Origin of the sequence: Arthrobacter sp., from assembly GCF_030540645.1 — a bacterium.
Classification (GTDB): Bacteria; Actinomycetota; Actinomycetes; order Actinomycetales; family Micrococcaceae; genus Specibacter.
This window is the reverse complement of sequence record NZ_JAUNVV010000061.1, coordinates 1-19474: the sequence shown is the minus strand read 5'-3', so window position 1 is coordinate 19474 and position 19474 is coordinate 1. Positions and strand designations below refer to the sequence as shown.

Annotated in this window: 12 protein-coding genes; 10 read left to right on the top strand and 2 right to left on the bottom strand. The window is 61.3% G+C overall.

The genetic code is table 11. The features are described 5' to 3' along the window. Positions 1-489 (top strand): IPT/TIG domain-containing protein (locus tag Q4P21_RS11635; protein WP_303388932.1); only part of this gene is annotated, 489 nt, incomplete at its 5' end. A 215-nt stretch (positions 490-704) separates the two neighbouring features. Here Q4P21_RS11635 and Q4P21_RS11630 read toward each other — a convergent pair. After that, positions 705-1223: a hypothetical protein gene (locus Q4P21_RS11630; RefSeq protein ID WP_303388931.1), complete on the bottom strand. Its 519-nt coding sequence runs from the start codon at positions 1221-1223 to the stop codon at positions 705-707. Positions 1224-1508: 285 nt separating this feature from the next. On the opposite strand from Q4P21_RS11630, the gene Q4P21_RS11625 reads away from it, so the two are divergent. From Q4P21_RS11625 to glgX, 6 genes are all read left to right on the top strand, one after another. Further along, positions 1509-1991: a CarD family transcriptional regulator gene (locus Q4P21_RS11625; RefSeq protein WP_207345284.1), complete on the top strand. Its 483-nt coding sequence runs from the start codon at positions 1509-1511 to the stop codon at positions 1989-1991. 110 nt (positions 1992-2101) lie between these two features. Beyond that, entirely contained in the window at positions 2102-2881 is a 780-nt protein-coding gene (ispD, locus tag Q4P21_RS11620) for a 2-C-methyl-D-erythritol 4-phosphate cytidylyltransferase (RefSeq protein ID WP_303388930.1), read from the top strand. Between the two features lie 5 nt (positions 2882-2886). Beyond that, complete coding sequence (ispF, locus tag Q4P21_RS11615; RefSeq protein WP_303388929.1) at positions 2887-3423, top strand: 2-C-methyl-D-erythritol 2,4-cyclodiphosphate synthase; 537 nt, start codon at positions 2887-2889, stop codon at positions 3421-3423. After that, the gene (cysS, locus tag Q4P21_RS11610; protein ID WP_303388928.1) at positions 3420-4844 is read left to right on the top strand and encodes a cysteine--tRNA ligase; all 1425 of its coding nucleotides are present in this window, start codon (positions 3420-3422) and stop codon (positions 4842-4844) included. The genes ispF and cysS overlap by 4 nt, the downstream gene beginning before the upstream one ends. Positions 4845-5140: 296 nt before the next feature. Next, a complete protein-coding gene (gene rlmB, locus Q4P21_RS11605; protein WP_303388927.1) occupies positions 5141-6139 on the top strand; it encodes a 23S rRNA (guanosine(2251)-2'-O)-methyltransferase RlmB in 999 nt (332 codons plus the stop codon). A gap of 2 nt (positions 6140-6141) precedes the next feature. After that, positions 6142-8562, top strand: coding sequence for a glycogen debranching protein GlgX (glgX, locus tag Q4P21_RS11600; protein WP_303388926.1), 2421 nt, complete (start codon positions 6142-6144; stop codon positions 8560-8562). 169 nt (positions 8563-8731) lie between these two features. Here the strand turns inward: glgX and glgP are convergent, their stop codons facing one another. Continuing rightward, on the bottom strand, positions 8732-11356 hold the full coding sequence (gene glgP, locus Q4P21_RS11595) for an alpha-glucan family phosphorylase (RefSeq protein ID WP_303388925.1): 2625 nt from the start codon (positions 11354-11356) through the stop codon (positions 8732-8734). Positions 11357-11556: 200 nt separating this feature from the next. On the opposite strand from glgP, the gene Q4P21_RS11590 reads away from it, so the two are divergent. Genes Q4P21_RS11590 through glgB form a run of 3 tightly spaced genes read left to right on the top strand, consistent with a single transcriptional unit; the run spans position 11557 to position 19210 of the window. Continuing rightward, entirely contained in the window at positions 11557-13662 is a 2106-nt protein-coding gene (locus Q4P21_RS11590) for an alpha-1,4-glucan--maltose-1-phosphate maltosyltransferase (protein ID WP_303388924.1), read from the top strand. Positions 13663-13664: 2 nt separating this feature from the next. Continuing rightward, positions 13665-15455, top strand: coding sequence for a maltose alpha-D-glucosyltransferase (treS, locus tag Q4P21_RS11585; protein ID WP_303388923.1), 1791 nt, complete (start codon positions 13665-13667; stop codon positions 15453-15455). Continuing rightward, positions 15455-19210, top strand: a complete 3756-nt coding sequence (gene glgB / locus Q4P21_RS11580) for a 1,4-alpha-glucan branching protein GlgB (protein WP_303388922.1) — start codon at positions 15455-15457, stop codon at positions 19208-19210. The genes treS and glgB overlap by 1 nt, the downstream gene beginning before the upstream one ends. The last annotated feature ends 264 nt before the right edge of the window (positions 19211-19474 follow it).

The following is a 19474-nucleotide window of genomic DNA, read 5'->3' as shown; positions in this document are numbered from 1 at the left end:
GAGGCACCGTCTCAGGAGCCAGCGACTCCCGGCATCAAACTGAGCGCGGACACCGTGGCGCAGGGCGGCAAGCTCACCATCACGGGGGAGAACTTCAAAGCGGGGAGCAGCGCAACCTTCACGCTGCACTCGGAGCCGGTGCAGTTGGGCACGGCTACCGCTGATGCCAACGGCGTTGTGAGCTTGAGCGTGGTTCTGCCGTCCGACACCCCGGCCGGCCAGCACCGCGTCCTCATCGACGGTGTGGGGCTTGATGGGGAAGCTCACCAGGTAAGTGCACCCCTGACCGTCACCGCCTCGGCTGCGAATGTTCCGGCGACGGATCAGGGCGCAGCTGGCAACAGCGCAGCGGCGAATGATGATTCGGCCAATGACGATCTGGCCAACACCGGTGCGAACAACACCTGGCTTGGCGGGCTGGCAGTCTTGCTGGTCCTGGCCGGGGCAACAGCGTTTGCTGCAACCCGCCGCAGGTCGGCAACACACTAACAGCTGGCGCGCAACACGAAGCGCTGAGTTGACCTTCGGGCGGGCACGGGAACTTCTTCCGGTGCCCGCCCGAGGTGATTGACCCGAAGTACCCAACCGCAGGGGACAAAAATGGGGCCGGTTGTCCAGAAGACAACCGGCCCCATTCACGTCTGCGCCTATGGTGCAGGAACTCGTGCGGAAAGCCGCTGGAGCGAAATGCTACAACTCGCCAATTACGGGGTGGACGTGGGTTCCGCTGTGGGCACCATGTTCTTGTACTCGCTCAAGGTGCCGTCAAGGACGGGAACCTTCAACGTGGCCGTCTCAGATGCGGCACCCGAGGAGCGCAACTCAAGCGTCTCGATGGCACCCGGGGCTGCGCCCATGGTGCTCAAAATGGCCTTGTCGGACTCGCCGTTGAGCACCAGCGGAACGCTCGGCTTCACCGTGATCTCGGTCTGCGAGCCTTGGGCGCCGCTGATGGTCAGGGTGATGTCTGAATCGGCTTTGTTGTAGAACGTGCCAAGAACGCGGCCGGGACTGCCTTCAGCTTTGGAGACGACCAGGACGTTGCGGAGTTCAAGGCTGCCCATGTTCAAGTTCACGCCGTCAGAGACGGTGACCTCCATGGTGGTGCTTTGTTGGTTGATTGCACTGCAACCTGTGAAGGCCATGGCGCCAATGCCGATGGCTGCAATCAGGCTCAAACGTTGCGCTCGTTTGGTACCAGGGATGCCGGAAGCGATTCTCACGTCAGTAACTCCTCAGGGAAAAGACAAAATATCTTTGCCCAGCTTATCCGCAATTGTGGTAAAAGTGCGCTTCCTTCGTGTGCGTCCAGACAATTGTGTGGGAGATGTATAGGAGCCGGCGTTCCTTGAGGCACTTCAAAGGCATTTAGTCAAGGGGTCAACAATTCTCCAATTGTTGGATGAATTGCGCGGTCAGCGTAGCGCTGGCAGCCTCTGACCTGCGGAAACTCAGGGAAGTAGAAGTTTAACCGTGGTAAACTGGAGTATTGGAAAGGGAGAATCCACATGCTTTTTGAGGTCGGCGAGACAGTAGTTTACCCACACCACGGTGCGGCAAAGATCGAAGAGATCAAGATGCGCACTGTTCGGGGTGAAGAGAAGATGTATCTCAAGCTCAAGGTTGCCCAGGGGGATCTGACAATTGAAGTTCCCGCTGAGAACGTAGACCTTGTTGGGGTACGTGACGTTGTAGGTAAGGAAGGGCTGGAGCACGTTTTTCAGGTGCTCCGCGCCGAGTTTACGGAGGAGCCCACCAACTGGTCCCGCCGGTACAAGGCGAATCTGGAGAAGCTCGCATCCGGCGATGTCATCAAGGTTGCAGAAGTCGTTCGCGACCTGTGGCGCAGGGACAACGACCGGGGCTTGTCGGCAGGCGAAAAGCGCATGCTGGCCAAGGCGAGGCAGATCCTGATTTCCGAGCTGGCCCTGGCGGAAAAGACTGACGAGGACAAGGCAGCAGAAGTCCTTGACGAGGTGTTGGCTTCATAGCCTCACAAGCAGGGAACTCGTAAGCAGACAATGGGAAAACCCCGCACCGGGTGGTGTGGGGTTTTTTCATGTCCGGCACAATCTTCGTGCGGCCGACTAGGGTAGGGGTTATGACTGAGGTGAAGGTCGGCTCGTGCGCCGTCGTGATAGTTGCAGCAGGATCCGGACAACGGCTGGGCCATGGGGTGCCCAAGGCGCGAGTGCCGCTTGGTGGGGAAGCCGTGCTGGTCCACGCCGTTCGCGGCGTCTTCAAGTCGGGAATTGCGGATCAAATCTGTGTTGCGATACCTGCCGACGACTCCGAGATGGCAGCCATCTGCAGCAAGTTGGGTGCCGAAGCAGCCACCGCCGGGTTGCTGTTCAGCATTGTTGAGGGCGGCTCGCAGCGATCCGAGTCGGTGCATGCGGCGTTGGCTGAAATTGCCGACGGCGTCACCACCGTCATGATCCACGACGCCGCCAGGCCACTGACACCCTCCGGTGTGTTCAATCGGGTGGCAGCCGCCCTCCATGACGGAGCAAAAGCCGTTATTCCGGCACTGGCCGTCACCGACACCATCAAGAGCGTTGAGCCGGCCAGCCTGCCCGCCACGGGCGCCGGCGTTGAAAGAGTCGTGGCCACGCCGCCTCGAAACCAGCTGCGCGCCGTGCAGACCCCGCAGGGTTTTGAGCTGGAGACCCTACGCCGGGCCCACGCCCATGCCTTGACGCTCGACGCCGGGACCCTCGCACGCATCACGGACGACGCCATGCTGGTGGAATCCATGGGTGAAGAGGTGTACGTGGTCCAAGGCTCCACCCACAGCTTCAAGGTCACCACGCCACTGGACCTTCTGCTGGCCGAGGCCATGCTCGAGGGTCCGCTGCGCCCCCGCTGGGTGGAAGGGTAGAGCACATGATGCTGCCCCGGACAGGCATTGGGATCGACATCCACGCCTTTGCCCCGCTGGATAGCCCGGCACCACTGTGGCTGGCCGGGCTGCATTGGGAAGGCGAACGCGGCCTCAGCGGCCATTCCGACGGCGACGCCGTGGCGCACGCCGCTGCCGACGCCTTGTTCTCGGCTGCTGGAGTGGGGGATCTGGGCACGCACTTCGGCACGGACCGCCCGGAATATCAAGGGGCCTCGGGCGTGAGCCTGCTGGCTGAGGCTGCACGTATCGTCCGCGCGGCAGGCTTTGAAATCGGCAACATCGCCGTGCAATTTGTTGGTAACCGGCCTAAATTCTCACCGCGCCGCCAGGAAGCGGAAACAACCCTCAGTGCTGCGGCAGGAGCCCCTGTTTCGGTTAGTGCCACCACGTCGGACGGACTCGGGTTTCCCGGCCGCAGCGAAGGCATCACGGCGATCGCTACCGCACTGGTGGTCGCTCGCGACGGGCAGGACACCGTGAACCACCAGGCCGCAGGGAGAGGTAACCTAGAGCCGTGACCCTGCGCTTCCATGACTCCGCCACTGCTTCCATCCGCGACTTTGTCCCGCTCAAAGAGGGGCAGGTGTCGCTGTACTATTGCGGCGCCACCGTCCAGGGCGAACCACACATTGGCCACGTTCGCTCCGCACTGGCCTTTGACCAGCTCACGCGCTGGCTGCAGACCTCCGGTTACGCCGTCACCGTCATCCGCAACGTGACGGACATCGATGACAAGATCCTGGTCAAGGCGGCCGAGAACAACGAGCCCTGGTGGGCGCTGGCCTACCGTTTTGAACAGGCCTTCGAGGACGCTTATGACGCCCTGGGCATCCTCAAGCCCACCTATGAGCCGCGTGCCACCGGCCACATCCCGGAAATGCACGCACTCATCGCTTCGCTCATTGAGCGCGGACACGCCTACCCGGCCCTGGATAACTCCGGCGACGTGTACTTCGACGTTCGCTCCTGGCCACAGTACGGCTCGCTGACCCACCAGAACATTGACGACATGCAGGCCGCGCCCGACGCCGACCCCCGGGGCAAGCGCGACCCCCGCGACTTTGCGCTGTGGAAGGGCCATAAGGAAGGCGAACCCGAGACGGCCAAATGGGATTCACCGTGGGGTGCCGGCCGCCCCGGCTGGCACCTTGAGTGCTCGGCCATGGTCACGAAATACCTTGGCACCGAGTTCGACATCCACGGCGGCGGGCTTGACCTGCGCTTCCCGCACCACGAAAACGAGATGGCCCAGTCCCAAGCCGCCGGTCACGGCTTCGCGAACTTCTGGATGCACAACGGCATGGTCACCTATGCCGGCGAAAAGATGTCAAAGTCCATCGGCAACACGATCAACCCACGCGAAATGCTCGAGCTGGCCCGCCCCCTGGTGGTCCGCTACTACCTGGGACAGGCGCATTACCGCTCCGTCCTGGACTACCGGCCCACCTCGCTCGCCGAGGCTGCAGCCGCCGTCGAACGCATTGAAACATTCATCCACGCCGCCGTCGCTCGCTTGTTCCCGGGCGGCAACGGAGACTGGGGTGTGACGGCCACACTCCCTGATGCGTTCCGCGAGGCCATGGACGACGACCTGAACGTGCCCGCCGCCCTCGCCGTCCTGCATGAGACGGTTCGTGCAGGCAACACCGCCTTGGCCGCCAAGGACGAGGATGGGGCAGCGCTTGCGCTGCAGTCTGCGGTGGGCATGATGTCGGCTTTGGGGATCAACCCGCTGGATGAGCAGTGGCAGCAGGGGAGCGGCTCTGCGGCGCAGCAGACGGCCCTTGATGTGCTGGCCAACGCCCAGTTGGAAGCCCGTGCGCAAGCCCGCGCGGAGAAGAATTGGGCGGAGTCGGACAAGATCCGCGACACCCTGGCCGCGGCAGGTGTGGAGATCGCCGATTCCGCAGAAGGCTCCACCTGGTCCCTGAAAAAGTAACTACCGACGCTCCTGCAGTTTCTGGGGTGTTTTGCCCAACGCTCCCGCACCGGATGCATGAGCGTTCGCGGATTAAGCCCCGAAGGTGCAGGAGCGTCGTGGGGGAGTGGGCGGGGCGTGAGGCAGCACACTATTAAGACTCCATACCACTAAATTTGCCTTCAGGCCGTAAGCTGTTAGGTACGGGTATTTTGTTTTCCGTAACGCAGTGCACCTCAAATGTGTGCACTTGCGGATTTTTTTGACGAGCTTAGGCGCCGACTTTAGGCAGCCGCACCAATCGTAAGGGTTTCACCATGGCCAGTAGTTCACGCTCAGGGGCAGTACGCAAGACCAAGAAGGGCCCCAGCGTCGGCACAGGCGGCCACGGCCGGAAAGCCCTCGAAGGCAAGGGTCCCACGCCCAAGGCCAGCGAACGGACCTACCACAAGGCGTTCAAGAACCAGGAACTGGCAGAGCGCTCCGCCGCCAAGCATTCCGGTGGCGGCAAACCAACTGGCCGGCGCAACAGCGGGCCCAAGGGCCGTGCCATGGAGGAGCTCGTCACGGGCCGCAACTCCGTCGTTGAGGCACTGCGTGCAGGAATCCCGGCCAAGGCGCTCTATGTTGCCGTGCGCGTTGACATGGATGAGCGTGTCCGCGAATCCATCAAGCTGGCCACCGAACGCGGCATCCCGCTGCTGGAAGCCCACAAGCCTGAGCTTGACCGGTTGACGGAAGACGCCGTCCACCAGGGCCTGGTCCTACAGATCCCCCCGTACGAGTACGAGGACGCCGTGGACACGGCCAGCGAGATCATCGCCAAGTGGAAAAAAGGCCACATTGCCAACGCCCCACTCATCGTGGCGTTGGACGGGATCACCGACACCCGCAACCTGGGCGCCATCATCCGCAGTGTCTCGGCCTTCTCCGGCCACGCGGTCATTGTGCCTGAGCGCCGCAGTGCCGGTGTGACGGCTGCAGCCTGGAAGACCAGCGCCGGAGCAGCCGTTCGCGTACCCGTCGCCAAGGCCCCGAACCTGAACCGTGCCATTGCAGCGTTCCAGAAGATGGGCTTCTTCGTGTTGGGGCTCGACGGCGACGGCGACGTTTCACTGCCCAATCTCACCCTCGCCACCGAACCGGTATGTGTCGTGGTCGGCTCTGAAGGCAAGGGCCTCTCCCGCCTTGTGCGGGAAAACTGCGACCAGATTGTCTCCATCCCCATCGATTCGGCCATGGAGTCGCTGAACGCTTCCATGGCAGTGGGCATCAGCCTGTACGAAATCTCCAGGCAACGCGCGGTTCAGGCTTAAGCATGCCTGTCACCGTCGTAGAGTCGAACACCAGCCTTGGGGCCGCACTGTCGCGGCACTTCCCATTGGGCGTTAGTCCCATCCCCCGGAAACACGGTCCGGATGCGGCCAACATTGCCGTGTATGCACCGGATCACCGCAATGTTGTGGTGTGCTTCCAGCCACCGGACGGGGTGTGGAAGGCAGTGCTGCTGCCGGACAAGACCGACGGTATCCACCACGGTCTGGTGGAAGGCATGCCCATGGGGGCACGCTACGGTTTCTACACGAACATCGAGGCCACCCAGGAGGAGATGCTCCTGGTGGACCCTTCCGTGGAGCAGCTTCTGCTGGACCCGTATGGCCGGTATATTGACGAGCAAGTCGATGCTGACGGGGAAACCAAGTATTTATCCGTGCGGATGGCTTCTGACTTTGATTGGGGCAGCGTCGAACGCCCCAACACACCTTGGCGCGAAACAGTAATCTACGAAGCCCACGTGCGTGGCCAAACGCAACTTCACCCAGACGTGCCGGTGAAGTTCCAAGGCACCTATGCGGGCATGGCCGATCCAGCCATGATCAAGCACCTGCAAGACCTAGGCGTGACCGCCGTCGAACTTTTGCCCATCCACTTCCATATTTCCGAGCCCCACTTGGACGGAACGGGGATGAGCAACTACTGGGGGTACAACACGCTGGGCTTTTTCGCCCCGCATGCGAAGTACGCCAGTGCCAGCGCCCAGGCGGCTGGCCCGGCAGCGGTGCAAGCAGAGCTGAAAGGCATGATCAAGCTGCTGCATGCCGCAGGGATCGAAGTCATCCTTGATGTGGTGTACAACCACACGGCTGAAGGCGGCCCCGGGGGCCCCAGCTACAGTTGGCGCGGTCTGGCCGAAGAGCAGTACTACCGTATGCGCGACGGTCATTACTATGACACCACCGGGTGTGGGAATACGCTGAACTTCGGCAACCCGCACGTGATCAAGATGGCCATGGATTCGCTGCGCTACTGGGTGGAGGAATTCCACATTGACGGCTTCCGCTTTGACTTGGCTGTCTCCTTGGCACGCAATGGCGTGCACGAATTCAACAACCAGCATCCGTTCCTTTTGGCGGCCGCCACTGACGGCGTGCTGGCCTCCACCAAGCTCATTTCAGAGCCGTGGGACGTGGGCTACGGCGGGTGGCAGACGGGCCAGTTCCCCACCGGTTGGGCGGACTGGAATGACACGTTCCGCGACACCGTGCGCGAAGTGTGGTTGACGGACAGGGCGGCCATGCTGGCCGGCTACCACCACAACGGTTTGGCCTCCTTCGGCGATGCGCTGGGAGGCTCCGTGGCACTCTTTGCCGAATCGGGGCGCAGCCTGCTGGCTTCGATCAACCTGGTGACGGCCCACGACGGCTTCACCCTGGCGGACCTGACCGCGTACAACCACAAGCACAACATTGACAACCAGGAAGAAAACCGCGACGGCACGGGTAATAACCGCAGCTGGAACCACGGCGTTGAGGGCATCACGAACAACCCCAACACGTTGGCGGAGCGTGCCCGCACTGCCCGAAACCTGATGACCACCATGCTCTTGGCCCAAGGCATCCCCATGATCACCGCCGGGGACGAGCTTGGACGCAGCCAGGGCGGCAACAACAATGTGTACTGCCAGGACAATGAGATCGCCTGGCTTGACTGGAGCATGGATCTGGAGGCCAAGACCATGCTGGCCGCCACCACACGGCTCCTGCGCATTCGCCGGGACTTCCTGTCCGCCCAGCCAAGCAGCTACCCCACCCGTGGTGGACAGTCGTTCATCTACTGGTTTGGTGCCGACGGCCAGCCCATGACGCCCGAGGCTTGGAAGAACCCCCACGAGCGTGTCATCACCATGCTCATGGGTTCCCCTGATGGCACGATGGACGGCCTTGTGGTCCTCAACACCGGAATCACCGACGAAGAAGTGGTCCTTCCGGCCAACCCGCGCTTCCCTGTCGCAGCCACGGTTGAGGAACCGGTTGAAATGACTGTTGAGGTGCCGGATGCAGATGACGTCGAAACTGATGCTGCACCCGAAACTGACGCTGCTTCCGTCACAGAGGCTCCTGACACAGATGCTGTTGCGGCCGAGGACACAGATGTGCTTGCCGCCGTGGGCGCAGAGCCGTCTGAGGCCGCGCTGGAAGCCACCGCGGAAGCTGTGACCGAGACCGCAGCGAATGCCGACACCGCGCCGGCTGACGTAGCGGCAGCAGAGGCCGTCAAAGAGGCCTTTGTTCCTCGTCCCTACCTGTTGCGGATGACCACGGAGTCTCCCACTATGACGGACGACGGCGAACCCACCTTCAGGCTGCCCCGTTCAGTTCCGGCGGTGGAGCCTGGCGCTTCGGTGCTGGTGAAAGCGAACACCGTCCACCTGTACCGCAACGACTTGGGCCCGCGCTAGAACCTACCCGCCCCAGCCCTAAGCGCCAGCGCTTAGGGCTGGGGCTTGGGTGCTGGCGCTTGGCCAGTCCGCGCCAGCGACTTAAAACAAAAGATGAGGCTGGGGTTTGGGACACCTAGTCATTTCTGCCAGGCATCCCAAACCCCAACCTCACCGAGGTGTGGGCGGATTAAGCGGTGGTGATCAAGCCCATCTCTGCCGGGTTCGCCAGCGCCTTGTGGGAAGGCAGCACCTGGATGCCGTAGCCAAAGCTCCCTGAACGGTCAATGAGCAAGTCGGTGGAGAACAAGTAGCGGCCGGGGCCGTTTTCCTCCACGTGCTCCAGCGGAACGGTGGAGGTGTTGGTGAGCTCATCCGAGTCCCCAGCTGTTCCATAAACCACCGTGACGGTGACGTCTTCGGGACGCAGCTCACCCAAGTTCACATGAGCTCGTACCTGCAGCGATTCACCGATCTGGGGTTCATCTGCGAGCCCGTGGGATTCCACATGCTCTATGCCGATTGCGGACCAGGCCGGGCGTACCCGCTCAACCCAGGATGCAAGCTCCTTGGTGGCAGCATATCCGTCCGCACGTGCCACGCGTCCGGCCAGTGCAGCGGGCTGGTACAGGCGCTCCACATACTCTGCGACCATGCGGTTCGCTGAAACCTGCGGGCCCAAGTGCGCAATAGTGTGCTTGATCATGGAGATCCAGTGCGCGGGAAGATGGCCGGTTTGCGGCTTTGACGGACCAGCCGCTCCGGCTGCCTCGCCATCAGAGCCCGCGGTTTCTCCATAGAACCTCGGCGCCACCTGAGTTTCCAACAACTCGTACAACGCTGCCGATTCGATGTCGTCTCGTTCGTCCTCGCTGGTGCCGGTATTGGCCGTGGGGATCGCCCAGCCGTTTTCGCCGTCGTACATCTCATCCCACCAGCCATCCATGACGGAGAGGTTCAGCGAGCCGTTGATGGCTGCCTTCATGCCGGAGGTGCCGCACGCTTCCAACGGTCGCAGCGGGTTGTTCAGCCACACGTCACAGCCGGGGAACAGTGTGCGCGCCATGGCGATGTCGTAGTTGGGCAGGAAGACGATCCGGTGACGCACCTCGGGGTCGTCGGTGAACTGCACCAGGTCCTGGATCATTTTCTTGCCGGAGTCGTCGGCAGGGTGGGACTTGCCCGCGATGATGATCTGGATCGGGTGGGTGGGGTGCAGCAGCAGGGCCTTCAGCCGGGCAGGGTCGCGCAGCATCAGGGTAAGGCGCTTGTAGGTGGGCACGCGGCGGGCAAAGCCGATCGTGAGCACATCCGGGTCGAGGGCCGAATCGGTCCATGCCAGCTGGGCGTCGGCTGCTCCGCGCTTCCTCCACGAGGAACGCAGGCGGCGCCGTGCATCCTTGACCAGCTCGGTGCGAACGCTGCGGCGCAGCGCCCACACGTCCTCGTCGCTGATGTCCCAGATCTTGGACCAGTCGGTTGCGTCAAGGACATCGCTGTCAAAACGTTCCCGAACCAAGGCCACCCAGGCGGGGTCGATCCAGGTCGGCACGTGCACGCCGTTGGTCACCGACGTGATCGGAACGTCCTGGACATCGAATCCTGGCCACAAGCCGGAGAACATGCCGCGGGAAACCACGCCGTGCAGTTTGGCCACGCCGTTGGCGCGCTGGGCCAGACGCAGGCCCATGAGCGCCATGTTGAAGACGTCCGGGTCGCCGTCGTCGTACGTTTCGGCACCTAGGGAAAGGATCTGGTCAACGGGCACTCCCGGTGCCAGCGAACCGGCAAAGAAGTGCTCGATCATGCCACGCGGGAACCGGTCGATCCCGGCAGGGACGGGAGTGTGCGTGGTGAACACGGTGGAGGCCCGGCCGGCGGCCAGCGCCTCGTTCCACGTCAGTGGCTCCTCGGTCACGGACGGGTCCATGAGCTCGCGGATGCGCTCGATGCCGAGGAAACCGGCGTGGCCTTCGTTGGTGTGGAACACTTCCGGGGCCGGAGTTCCGGTGAGGCGGGCGTGGACGCGCAGCGCCTTGACGCCGCCCATGCCCAAGAGCAGTTCCTGGGTCAGGCGGTGGTCGCCGCCGCCGCCGTACAGCCTGTCCGTCACGCCGCGGGCGGCATCGTCGTTTTCGGCAACGTTGGAATCAAGTAGCAGCAGGGGCACACGGCCCACATCGGCACGCCAAATGTGGGCGCGCAACACGCGGTTGTCGGGCAGTGGGAGCTGAATCTGGATGGGGGTGCCGTCGTCTTCGCGCAGCAGGGTCAGGGGGAGTGCGTCCGGGTCAAGCAGCGGGTAGGTTTCCTGCTGCCAGGCGTCCCGGGACAGCGACTGCTTGAAGTAGCCGGCCTGGTACAGAAGTCCGACGCCGATCAGCGGCACACCGAGGTCGGATGCGGACTTCAGGTGGTCACCGGCGAGGATGCCCAGTCCGCCGGAGTACTGGGGGAGGACTTCAGTAATGCCAAATTCGGGGGAGAAGTATGCGATGCACTTGGGGGCTTCTTCGCCCAGTTCCTGGTACCAGCGGGGGTTGGCGATGTAATTCTTGAGACTTTGCTCGGCTGTTGCCACACGGGCCACAACATCGTGGTCCTGAGCCAGCTCCTGCAATTGCTCGCGGGACATGGCCGAGAGCATGGCCAAGGGGTCGCGGCGGGACTTCTCCCACAGCTCTGGGTTGAGCGATTCAAACATGGCGCGGGTCGGCTGGTGCCATGACCAGCGGAGGTTGGTGGCCAGTTGTGTCAGCGCAGAAATCTGCGCAGGAACGAGGGAGCGGACGGTGAATCTGCGGATTGCCTTCATGCCGGTCACCATAGTTCATGAATCTTAAAAACACCGGACTGGTGTGTCTTTTGCGACGTTGGCGACGTAACCTTTCCGGAACATGGCGTATGTGTCATCCACGTGACGGCGCAATCCTGCGATTTCCCGCCGGACCTTAGCATTATGCGCGAGGAGTGACTAACGTCTACTTTGTGACTACTTCCAAGCCTTCGTCTCAAATGACAGCCGCCATTGCCACGCCAGCCACCGAAAACGGTGCCGCAGCCACCGAAAACGGTGCCGCAGGGCACCAGCAGTCGGTGCCAGCGGACCCGCAGAGCGGACTGCGCTTTGGCCGGATTCCCATCACGAACGTGCAGCCGGTGCTTGAAGGCGGAAAATTCCCTGCCAAGGGCGTCCGTGGTGCCGACGTGCGTGTGAGCGCCGTGGTCTTCCGCGAGGGCCACGATCTTCTTGGAGTCACAGCGATCTTGTTCGCGCCCGACGGCAGCGAAGCCCAGCGCACCAGGCTTACCGCGGGCCCCAAGGGCACCGATTCTTGGGTGGGAGTGCTGACTCCGGCGTTTGAAGGCCATTGGAGCTTTGCCATTGAAGGCTGGAGCGATAACTACGCTACGTGGGCGCATAACGCCCAGGTGAAAATAAACGCCGATGTGGACGTTGACGTCATGCTGGCCGAGGGCGCAGAACTGTTGCACGGCGCCGCCAGGGACACTCCTGACGAGGCTGCTGCCGGCGTCTTCCAACACGCCGCAAACACCCTTGCCGACGACTCACTGAACGTCATTGACCGCCTGGCGGCAGGGACCAGTGCTGACGTGCGTGCCGCCGTCGTGCGTTATCCGCTTCGAGATCTAGTGACCCGCAGCGAGTCCTACCCGCTCTACGTTGAGCGTGATGCGGCAGGACGCGGTGCCTGGTATGAGTTCTTCCCGCGCTCTGAGGGTGCCCGCCATGACTCGCAGACGGGGCAGTGGACCAGTGGGAACTTCCGCACGGCCGTGGACCGGCTGCCAGCCGTTGCAGCCATGGGCTTCGACGTGGTGTACCTGCCGCCGATCCACCCGATCGGCACCGTCAACCGCAAGGGGCCGAACAATTCGCTGACGGCAGGCCCCGCCGACCCCGGTTCGCCGTGGGCCATTGGCTCAGCCGACGGCGGGCATGACGCCATCCACCCGGAGTTGGGCACTTTTGAAGACTTTGATGCGTTTGTGGCGGCGGCCAATGAGTTGAAGCTTGAAGTTGCGCTGGATCTGGCCCTGCAGTGCGCCCCGGACCACCCCTGGGCCACGACGAATCCGGAATGGTTCACCACACGAATTGATGGAACCATCGCCTACGCGGAAAACCCGCCGAAAAAATACCAGGACATCTACCCGTTGAACTTCGACAACGACCCTGCCGGGTTGTCCGCGGAGATCTTGCGTATTGTCAGGCTGTGGATTGACCATGGTGTGCGGATTTTCCGGGTGGACAACCCGCACACCAAGCCAGTCTGGTTCTGGGAATGGCTGATCGGCACCATCAACGCGGAACGCCCCGACATTGTGTTCCTCGCCGAGGCATTCACCCGCCCGGCCATGATGGCTGCCTTGGGCAGGGCCGGGTTCCAGCAGTCGTACAGCTACTTCACGTGGCGCAACACCAAGGAAGAACTCGAAGAATACCTGGTCCATGTCAGTAGCGAATCGGCTGGTTACTTCCGGCCCAACTTCTTCGTGAACACCCCTGACATTCTCACCGAGTACCTGCAATACGGCGGTCCTGCAGCGTTTAAGATCCGCGCCATCCTGGCCGCCATGAGCAGCCCGCTCTGGGGCATGTACGCTGGCTATGAACTGTACGAGCACGTGGCACGCCCCGGCTCCGAAGAGAATATTGACAACGAAAAATACGAGTACAAGGCCCGGGGCTTTGCTGCGGCGGAAGCCCAGGGCAAGTCGTTGGCACCGTTCGTGACGAAGCTGAACAATATTCGCAGGGCCCACCCGGCGCTGCTTGACCTGCAGAATCTGAGCCTGCACGAGAGCACCGACGAGGCGACTCTGGTGTTCAGCAAGCACAAGCACATTGCAGCCACGGACAGCGAACCGGCCCGCAAGGACACCATCATTGTTGTCATCAACGTTGACCCGCACAGCATGCGTGAAGGGGAAGTGAACCTTGACCTTGATGCGCTTGGCCTGGACCAGCTCTCCCCCGATGGAACGTTCATCGTGGAGGAGCTGATTACCGGAGCCACGTGGAATTGGGGCAAACGCAATTACTTCAGGCTGGATGCCCACATGGAACCGGCCCACATTCTGCATGTCAGGAGCTGAACATGACCTTCTCCCACGTCGACAACAGCGCACCAAAGTTCAATTTGAACGCTCCTGGGCTTGCCCACGATCCACACTGGTACCGCAAGGCTGTCTTCTATGAAGTTCTGGTGCAGAGCTTCGCGGATGCCAACGGCGATGGGGCGGGAGACTTTTCCGGACTGATTTCCCGGCTTGACTACCTGCAATGGCTCGGCATTGATTGTCTGTGGCTGCCCCCGTTTCTAGACTCACCCCTGCACGACGGCGGCTACGACGTCCGCGACTTCAAGACCGTCATCGATGCCTATGGCACCATTTCCGACTTCAAGTCTCTGGTTGCGCAGGCCCATGAACGCGGCATGCGCATCATCATTGACCTGCCGCTGAACCACACCTCCGACCAGCATCCGTGGTTCAAGGCTTCCCGTGAAGATCCTGAAGGACCCATGGGTGATTTCTACATGTGGAGCGACACCACGGAGCTGTATGAGGATGCCCGGATCATCTTTGTGGACACTGAGGAATCGAACTGGGCGTTCGACCCGGTCCGGCGACAGTACTTCTGGCACAGGTTCTTCAGCCACCAGCCTGACCTGAACTATGAGAATCCCAAGGTGCGGGAAGCCATCTTTGACATCGTGCGTTTTTGGCTTGGACAGGGCATAGACGGATTTCGTGCCGATGCCATCCCCTACCTGTACGCCGAGGATGGCACGAACTGCGAGAACCTTCCGGCCACCCACGTGTTTTTGCAGGAACTTCGAGCCATGGTCGATGCCGAGTTCCCCGGTCGCATCATCATCGCGGAGGCCAACCAGATGCCCGACGAAGTCGTGGACTATTTTGGCACCCCGGATAAGCCGGAGTGCCACATGGCTTTCCACTTCCCCATCATGCCCCGGCTCTATTACGGGCTGCGGGATCAAAAAGCTGCACCCATCATCGAGACCATGGCCAATACGCCGGATATCCCCAAGGGAGCCCAATGGGGGACGTTCCTGCGTAACCATGACGAGCTCACGCTGGAGATGGTCACGCCCAATGAGCGCGAGGCCATGTTGGGCTGGTACGCACCGGACTCACGCATGCGGGCCAATATCGGCATCCGGCGGCGCCTGGCCCCGCTGCTGGATAACTCCCGGTCGGAGATTGAACTGATCAACGCGCTGTTGCTGGCGCTGCCCGGCAGCCCCTTTTTGTACTATGGCGACGAGATCGGCATGGGCGACAACATCTGGCTTGACGACCGGGACGCATCACGCACTCCGATGCAGTGGAACCCTGACCGCAATGCCGGCTTTTCCCACGCAGATCCGGGCAAGCTGTATCTGCCGGTGGTGCAGTCCCTTGTCTACCACTACAACCACGTCAATGTTGAAGCGCAGACCGCCCACACGAGTTCCCTGCTCCATTGGAACAAACAAATATTGCAGGTCCGCAAAGCCCACCCAGCGTTTGGGCTTGGCCGCTATGAGCCGGTGGCCTGCAGCAATGAAGCAGTGCTGGTGTTCCTGCGCGTGCTGGCTGTGGGTAATGAGGAAGGGGAGTGGCCGGAATCGATTCTGTGTGTTTTCAATCTTTCCCAACATCCTGCCGCCGTCACTCTTGACGTTCCCGGTTTGGCCGGCCGCGGGCTGCGGGACGTCTTCGGTAGGGGCATCTTTCCCGGCATCGATGACAAGGGCCAAGTGACACTGACCCTTGGTTCCTACGACTTTTATTGGCTGCGGGTGCGTTCTCAGGCATCCAACGTGCTTTCCACCCAGACGCAGGCGATGCCTATCATCAGTGAAACGGAGCACGGGTACTGATGACGGGGACGCTTCTGGGCCTGTTGGCTGATTGGCTTCCACGGCAGCGCTGGTACCCGCGAAAGGGGGCGGCCGGAGTTGGTGCACGGCTGGGCATTGCCAGTGGTTTTGAGCTTCCATCCCCCGACCCTGCTTGTACGCGGCTGGTCCTGCTTGTCACGGTGGATTTCCCTGAAGCAGAGGGTTCCACGGACTCAGGCAATGACGCAGACGCGGATGCAGGCAAGTACGACGCCGGAACCCGGCTCACGCTGCAGGTGCCGTTAAGCTTTTATCAATTTGGTACAGATGTACCAAATACAGGCCGGGTTGGCGCCGAGTTGCCGGAGGCGGCTCTTCTTGGCAACCTCGCCGCTGGTGCGGCAAGGCCGGATGGCGCCCCCTGGTCGGGTGCAGGCCACTGGTCGGGCGGGCGCGTGTATGACGGCTTGGCCGACCCAGCGTTTATGCAAGCCTGGCTGGGGGAACTCGCCGGGCACAAGGAACTCGCCGAAAACGGAGCAGGCATGTCCTCGGATCCAGAATCCGCGGGGCACCTCTGGATGTGGCGCAACCCTCGGTTGGCAAGTCTAGGGGAGCAGCCGGCGTCGGGCATCCGTTTGATCGGAACCGAGCAGTCCAACAGTTCGGTTATTTTTGAGCTCGGGAGCAAGGCCTTCATGGCCAAGTTCTTCAGGGTTCTGCAGGCCGGGGTTCATCCGGAAGTTGAAATTGGCAAGGCGCTGGCCACCCTGGCTGGCGGGATCGGCGAGCCGCATGTTCCGGCGCTGCAGGCCGCCGTCGGCTTGACGGAAGTGGACACCACACTTTTTGTCATCCACGACTTGGTCCGGGATGCGCAGGACGGCTGGGAAGTGGCACTCGCTGCAGCCGCCGCAGGTGAAGATTTTTCGGCAAACGCCTACGATATCGGATCGGCGCTTGCCCACGTTCACGGCAGTCTGCGCAACAGCCTGGGCACGCACCTGTACAACGTGGCTGAGACTGCGGCATTCATTGATGCGATTGCGAACCGACTGGAGTGGGCCTGGGAACTGGCTGGCGCCGACGTCGGACCATACGACGATGCTGTGCACGCGTTTATAGCCCAACTGCACCAAATAAAGTCTCTGCCGCAAACCCAGCGTATTCACGGGGATTTGCACCTGGGACAACTGCTGAAAGGTGGTCCCGGAGCAACAGCTTGGTACATTCTGGACTTTGAAGGCGAACCGTTGCGGCCACTGGCAGAACGTGGTCTGGCAGACGTGACGCTACGAGACATTGCCGGAATGCTGCGCTCCTTTGACTATGCCGGGGCCCATTCTGCCGCCAATAATGCCGGGTCCGCGGACGCCGGTGCACAATGGGTCCGCAACTGCTCCGATGCCTTCATAAAGGGATATGAAAACGTGTCAGGGGAGAGCATTGCGCGCAAGAGCCCCCTTTTCGTGGCATTGTGGCTTGATAAGGCGCTTTATGAGGTTGTTTACGAATTACAGAATCGGCCCGATTGGGCCTGGGTGCCGATAACGGCCGTGCGGGATTTGTTTGATTCAAAGGAAAATGGAGTAGACATGGGACTGGATATAAAAGCCCCTCTGGCAGTTGATGCGGGAGTTTTGGCGCGAATTTCCGAGGGCACCTACTACGCCCCGCATTCAGTGCTTGGCGCACACCTGCACGGGGACGGCAATGTTACGGTGCGAACACTGCGGCATTTGGCTCAATCCGTGCAGTTGGTGACTGAGCACGGGGAATTCCCCATGACCCATGAACACGGCGGCATTTGGACTGCAGTTGTTCAGGTGGAGGAACCAGGCCACGTGCCGGACTACCGCCTGGATGTCAGCTACGCCGAAGGTGTCCACCGCAGTGATGACGCCTACCGCTACCTGCCCACGGTGGGTGAACTGGACATGCACCTCATCGCCGAGGGCAGGCATGAGACGTTGTGGACTGTGTTGGGTGCACACGTGCAGCGTTACCACTCAACGTTGGGCGAAGTAACGGGAGTCAGTTTTGCCGTCTGGGTGCCGGCCGTTCAGGCGGTGCGGGTCATCGGCGAATTCAACGGCTGGGATGGCCGCGGCCATGCCATGCGAAGCTTGGGCAATAGTGGCATTTGGGAATTGTTCATTCCCGACGTGGCTGCGGGGGAGCGCTACAAGTTCCAGATCCTCAGTGAAAATGGCGACTGGCTGGAGAAGGCTGATCCCATGGCCTATGGCACGGAAGTGCCGCCGTTGACTGCCTCACGTGTTGTTGAATCAAGCTACGTGTTCCAGGATGCGGAGTGGATGGCTCGGCGTGCACAAGTGGATCCGCACAATTCGCCCATGAGTGTCTACGAAGTGCACCTGGGTTCCTGGCGGCCGGGGCTGAGCTATAAGGAACTGGCCACGGAGCTTGTTGACTATGTTCATGGGCTGGGGTTCACCCACGTGGAGCTCATGCCTGTTTCAGAACACCCGTTTGGCGGCTCATGGGGCTACCAAGTCACGTCCTACTACGCGCCGACCGCCCGTTTTGGACACCCCGACGAATTCCGCCTGCTGGTGGATTCACTGCACCAAGCCGGTATTGGCGTCATCATGGACTGGGTGCCAGCGCATTTCCCGAAGGATGACTGGGCGCTGGCCAAGTTCAACGGGCAGGCACAATATGAGCACTCCGATCCGCGGCTGGGTGAACACCCCGACTGGGGCACACTGATCTTCGACTTCGGCCGCAATGAGGTGAAGAACTTCCTGGTGGCAAATGCGCTGTACTGGATGGAGGAATTCCACATTGACGGTCTGCGTGTGGATGCTGTGGCCTCCATGCTCTACTTGGACTACTCACGGGACGAAGGCGCTTGGAGTCCCAACCGTTTCGGCGGCCGGGAAAACTTGGAGGCCATCAGCTTCCTGCAGGAAATGAATGCCACTGCGTATCGCCGCAATCCCGGGATTGTCACTATTGCTGAAGAGTCCACGGCATTCCCCGGGGTCACTGGGCCGACAAGCGCCGGCGGGCTCGGCTTTGGCATTAAGTGGAACATGGGCTGGATGCACGACTCGCTCTCCTACATGGAGGAGGACCCGGTCAACCGGGGCTGGCACCACAACCAGATCACGTTCTCACTTGTCTACGCGTTTACCGAGAACTTCCTTCTGCCCATCAGCCATGATGAAGTGGTGCACGGGAAGGGGTCACTGCTGCGCAAAATGCCAGGAGACCGCTGGCAGCAGCTGGCTAACCTGCGGGCCTACCTTGCTTTCCAGTGGGCGCATCCAGGCAAGCAGCTGATCTTCATGGGGACCGAGTTCGGGCAGGAGTCCGAATGGAGTGAACAACACGGCTTGGACTGGTGGTTGGCAGAAAACCCCTCACACAGCGCCGTGCAGACCCTGATCAAGGAACTCAACGATCACTATTCGAGTATTCCCGCACTCTATGAGCTGGACAATGTTCCGGAAGGCTTCACCTGGCTCAACGGGGGAGACACCGAACACAACGTCATCTCCTTTGTTCGCCTGGACAAGAACGGCAACCCGCTTGTCTGCGTCTTCAACTTTGCCGGCGTGGCATATGAGGGCTACCGGATTGGTGTTCCCCAAGCCGGCCAGTGGCAGGAAGTGCTCAACACAGACCTCGCGAAATTTGGCGGATCCGACGTCGGTAACTCAGGGACAATGTTGGCCGAAGCACTGCCGTGGGACGGTCAGGAAACCTCATTGAGGCTCCGTGTTCCGCCGTTGGGCGCCCTGTATTTGGCGCCCGTCGAGTCCTAGAGCGACCACTTTGGCAGCACCTCCCCTCCGTTTGGTGATCGCGGCGGGGAGGTGCTAGAGTTAGTATTCCGCTGAACGAACGGTTCAGATCCGGACAAGACCAATCCTCTGGCCTCGAAAATAGGCCTAATGAATTGCGTTCAAATGTGAGTTTGAATCTAGTCGAAATCATGGATTTGACTTCCTGGAATTCAGTCGGGTAAGATTTAGAAGTTGCCCCGGTGCTGATCGTTGTTGATGGATGAGTGTTGTTTTGCTTGTTTG

Bases quoted from the DNA above. Each gene is read 5' to 3' on its own strand.
- Q4P21_RS11625 (WP_207345284.1), top strand. From the start codon at position 1,509: ATGCTTTTTGAGGTCGGCGAGACAGTAGTTTACCCACACCACGGTGCG.
- ispD (WP_303388930.1), top strand. From the start codon at position 2,102: ATGACTGAGGTGAAGGTCGGCTCGTGCGCCGTCGTGATAGTTGCAGCA.
- ispF (WP_303388929.1), top strand. From the start codon at position 2,887: ATGATGCTGCCCCGGACAGGCATTGGGATCGACATCCACGCCTTTGCC.
- rlmB (WP_303388927.1), top strand. From the start codon at position 5,141: ATGGCCAGTAGTTCACGCTCAGGGGCAGTACGCAAGACCAAGAAGGGC.
- glgX (WP_303388926.1), top strand. From the start codon at position 6,142: ATGCCTGTCACCGTCGTAGAGTCGAACACCAGCCTTGGGGCCGCACTG.
- glgP (WP_303388925.1), bottom strand. From the start codon at position 11,356: ATGAAGGCAATCCGCAGATTCACCGTCCGCTCCCTCGTTCCTGCGCAG.
- Q4P21_RS11590 (WP_303388924.1), top strand. From the start codon at position 11,557: ATGACAGCCGCCATTGCCACGCCAGCCACCGAAAACGGTGCCGCAGCC.
- treS (WP_303388923.1), top strand. From the start codon at position 13,665: ATGACCTTCTCCCACGTCGACAACAGCGCACCAAAGTTCAATTTGAAC.
- glgB (WP_303388922.1), top strand. From the start codon at position 15,455: ATGACGGGGACGCTTCTGGGCCTGTTGGCTGATTGGCTTCCACGGCAG.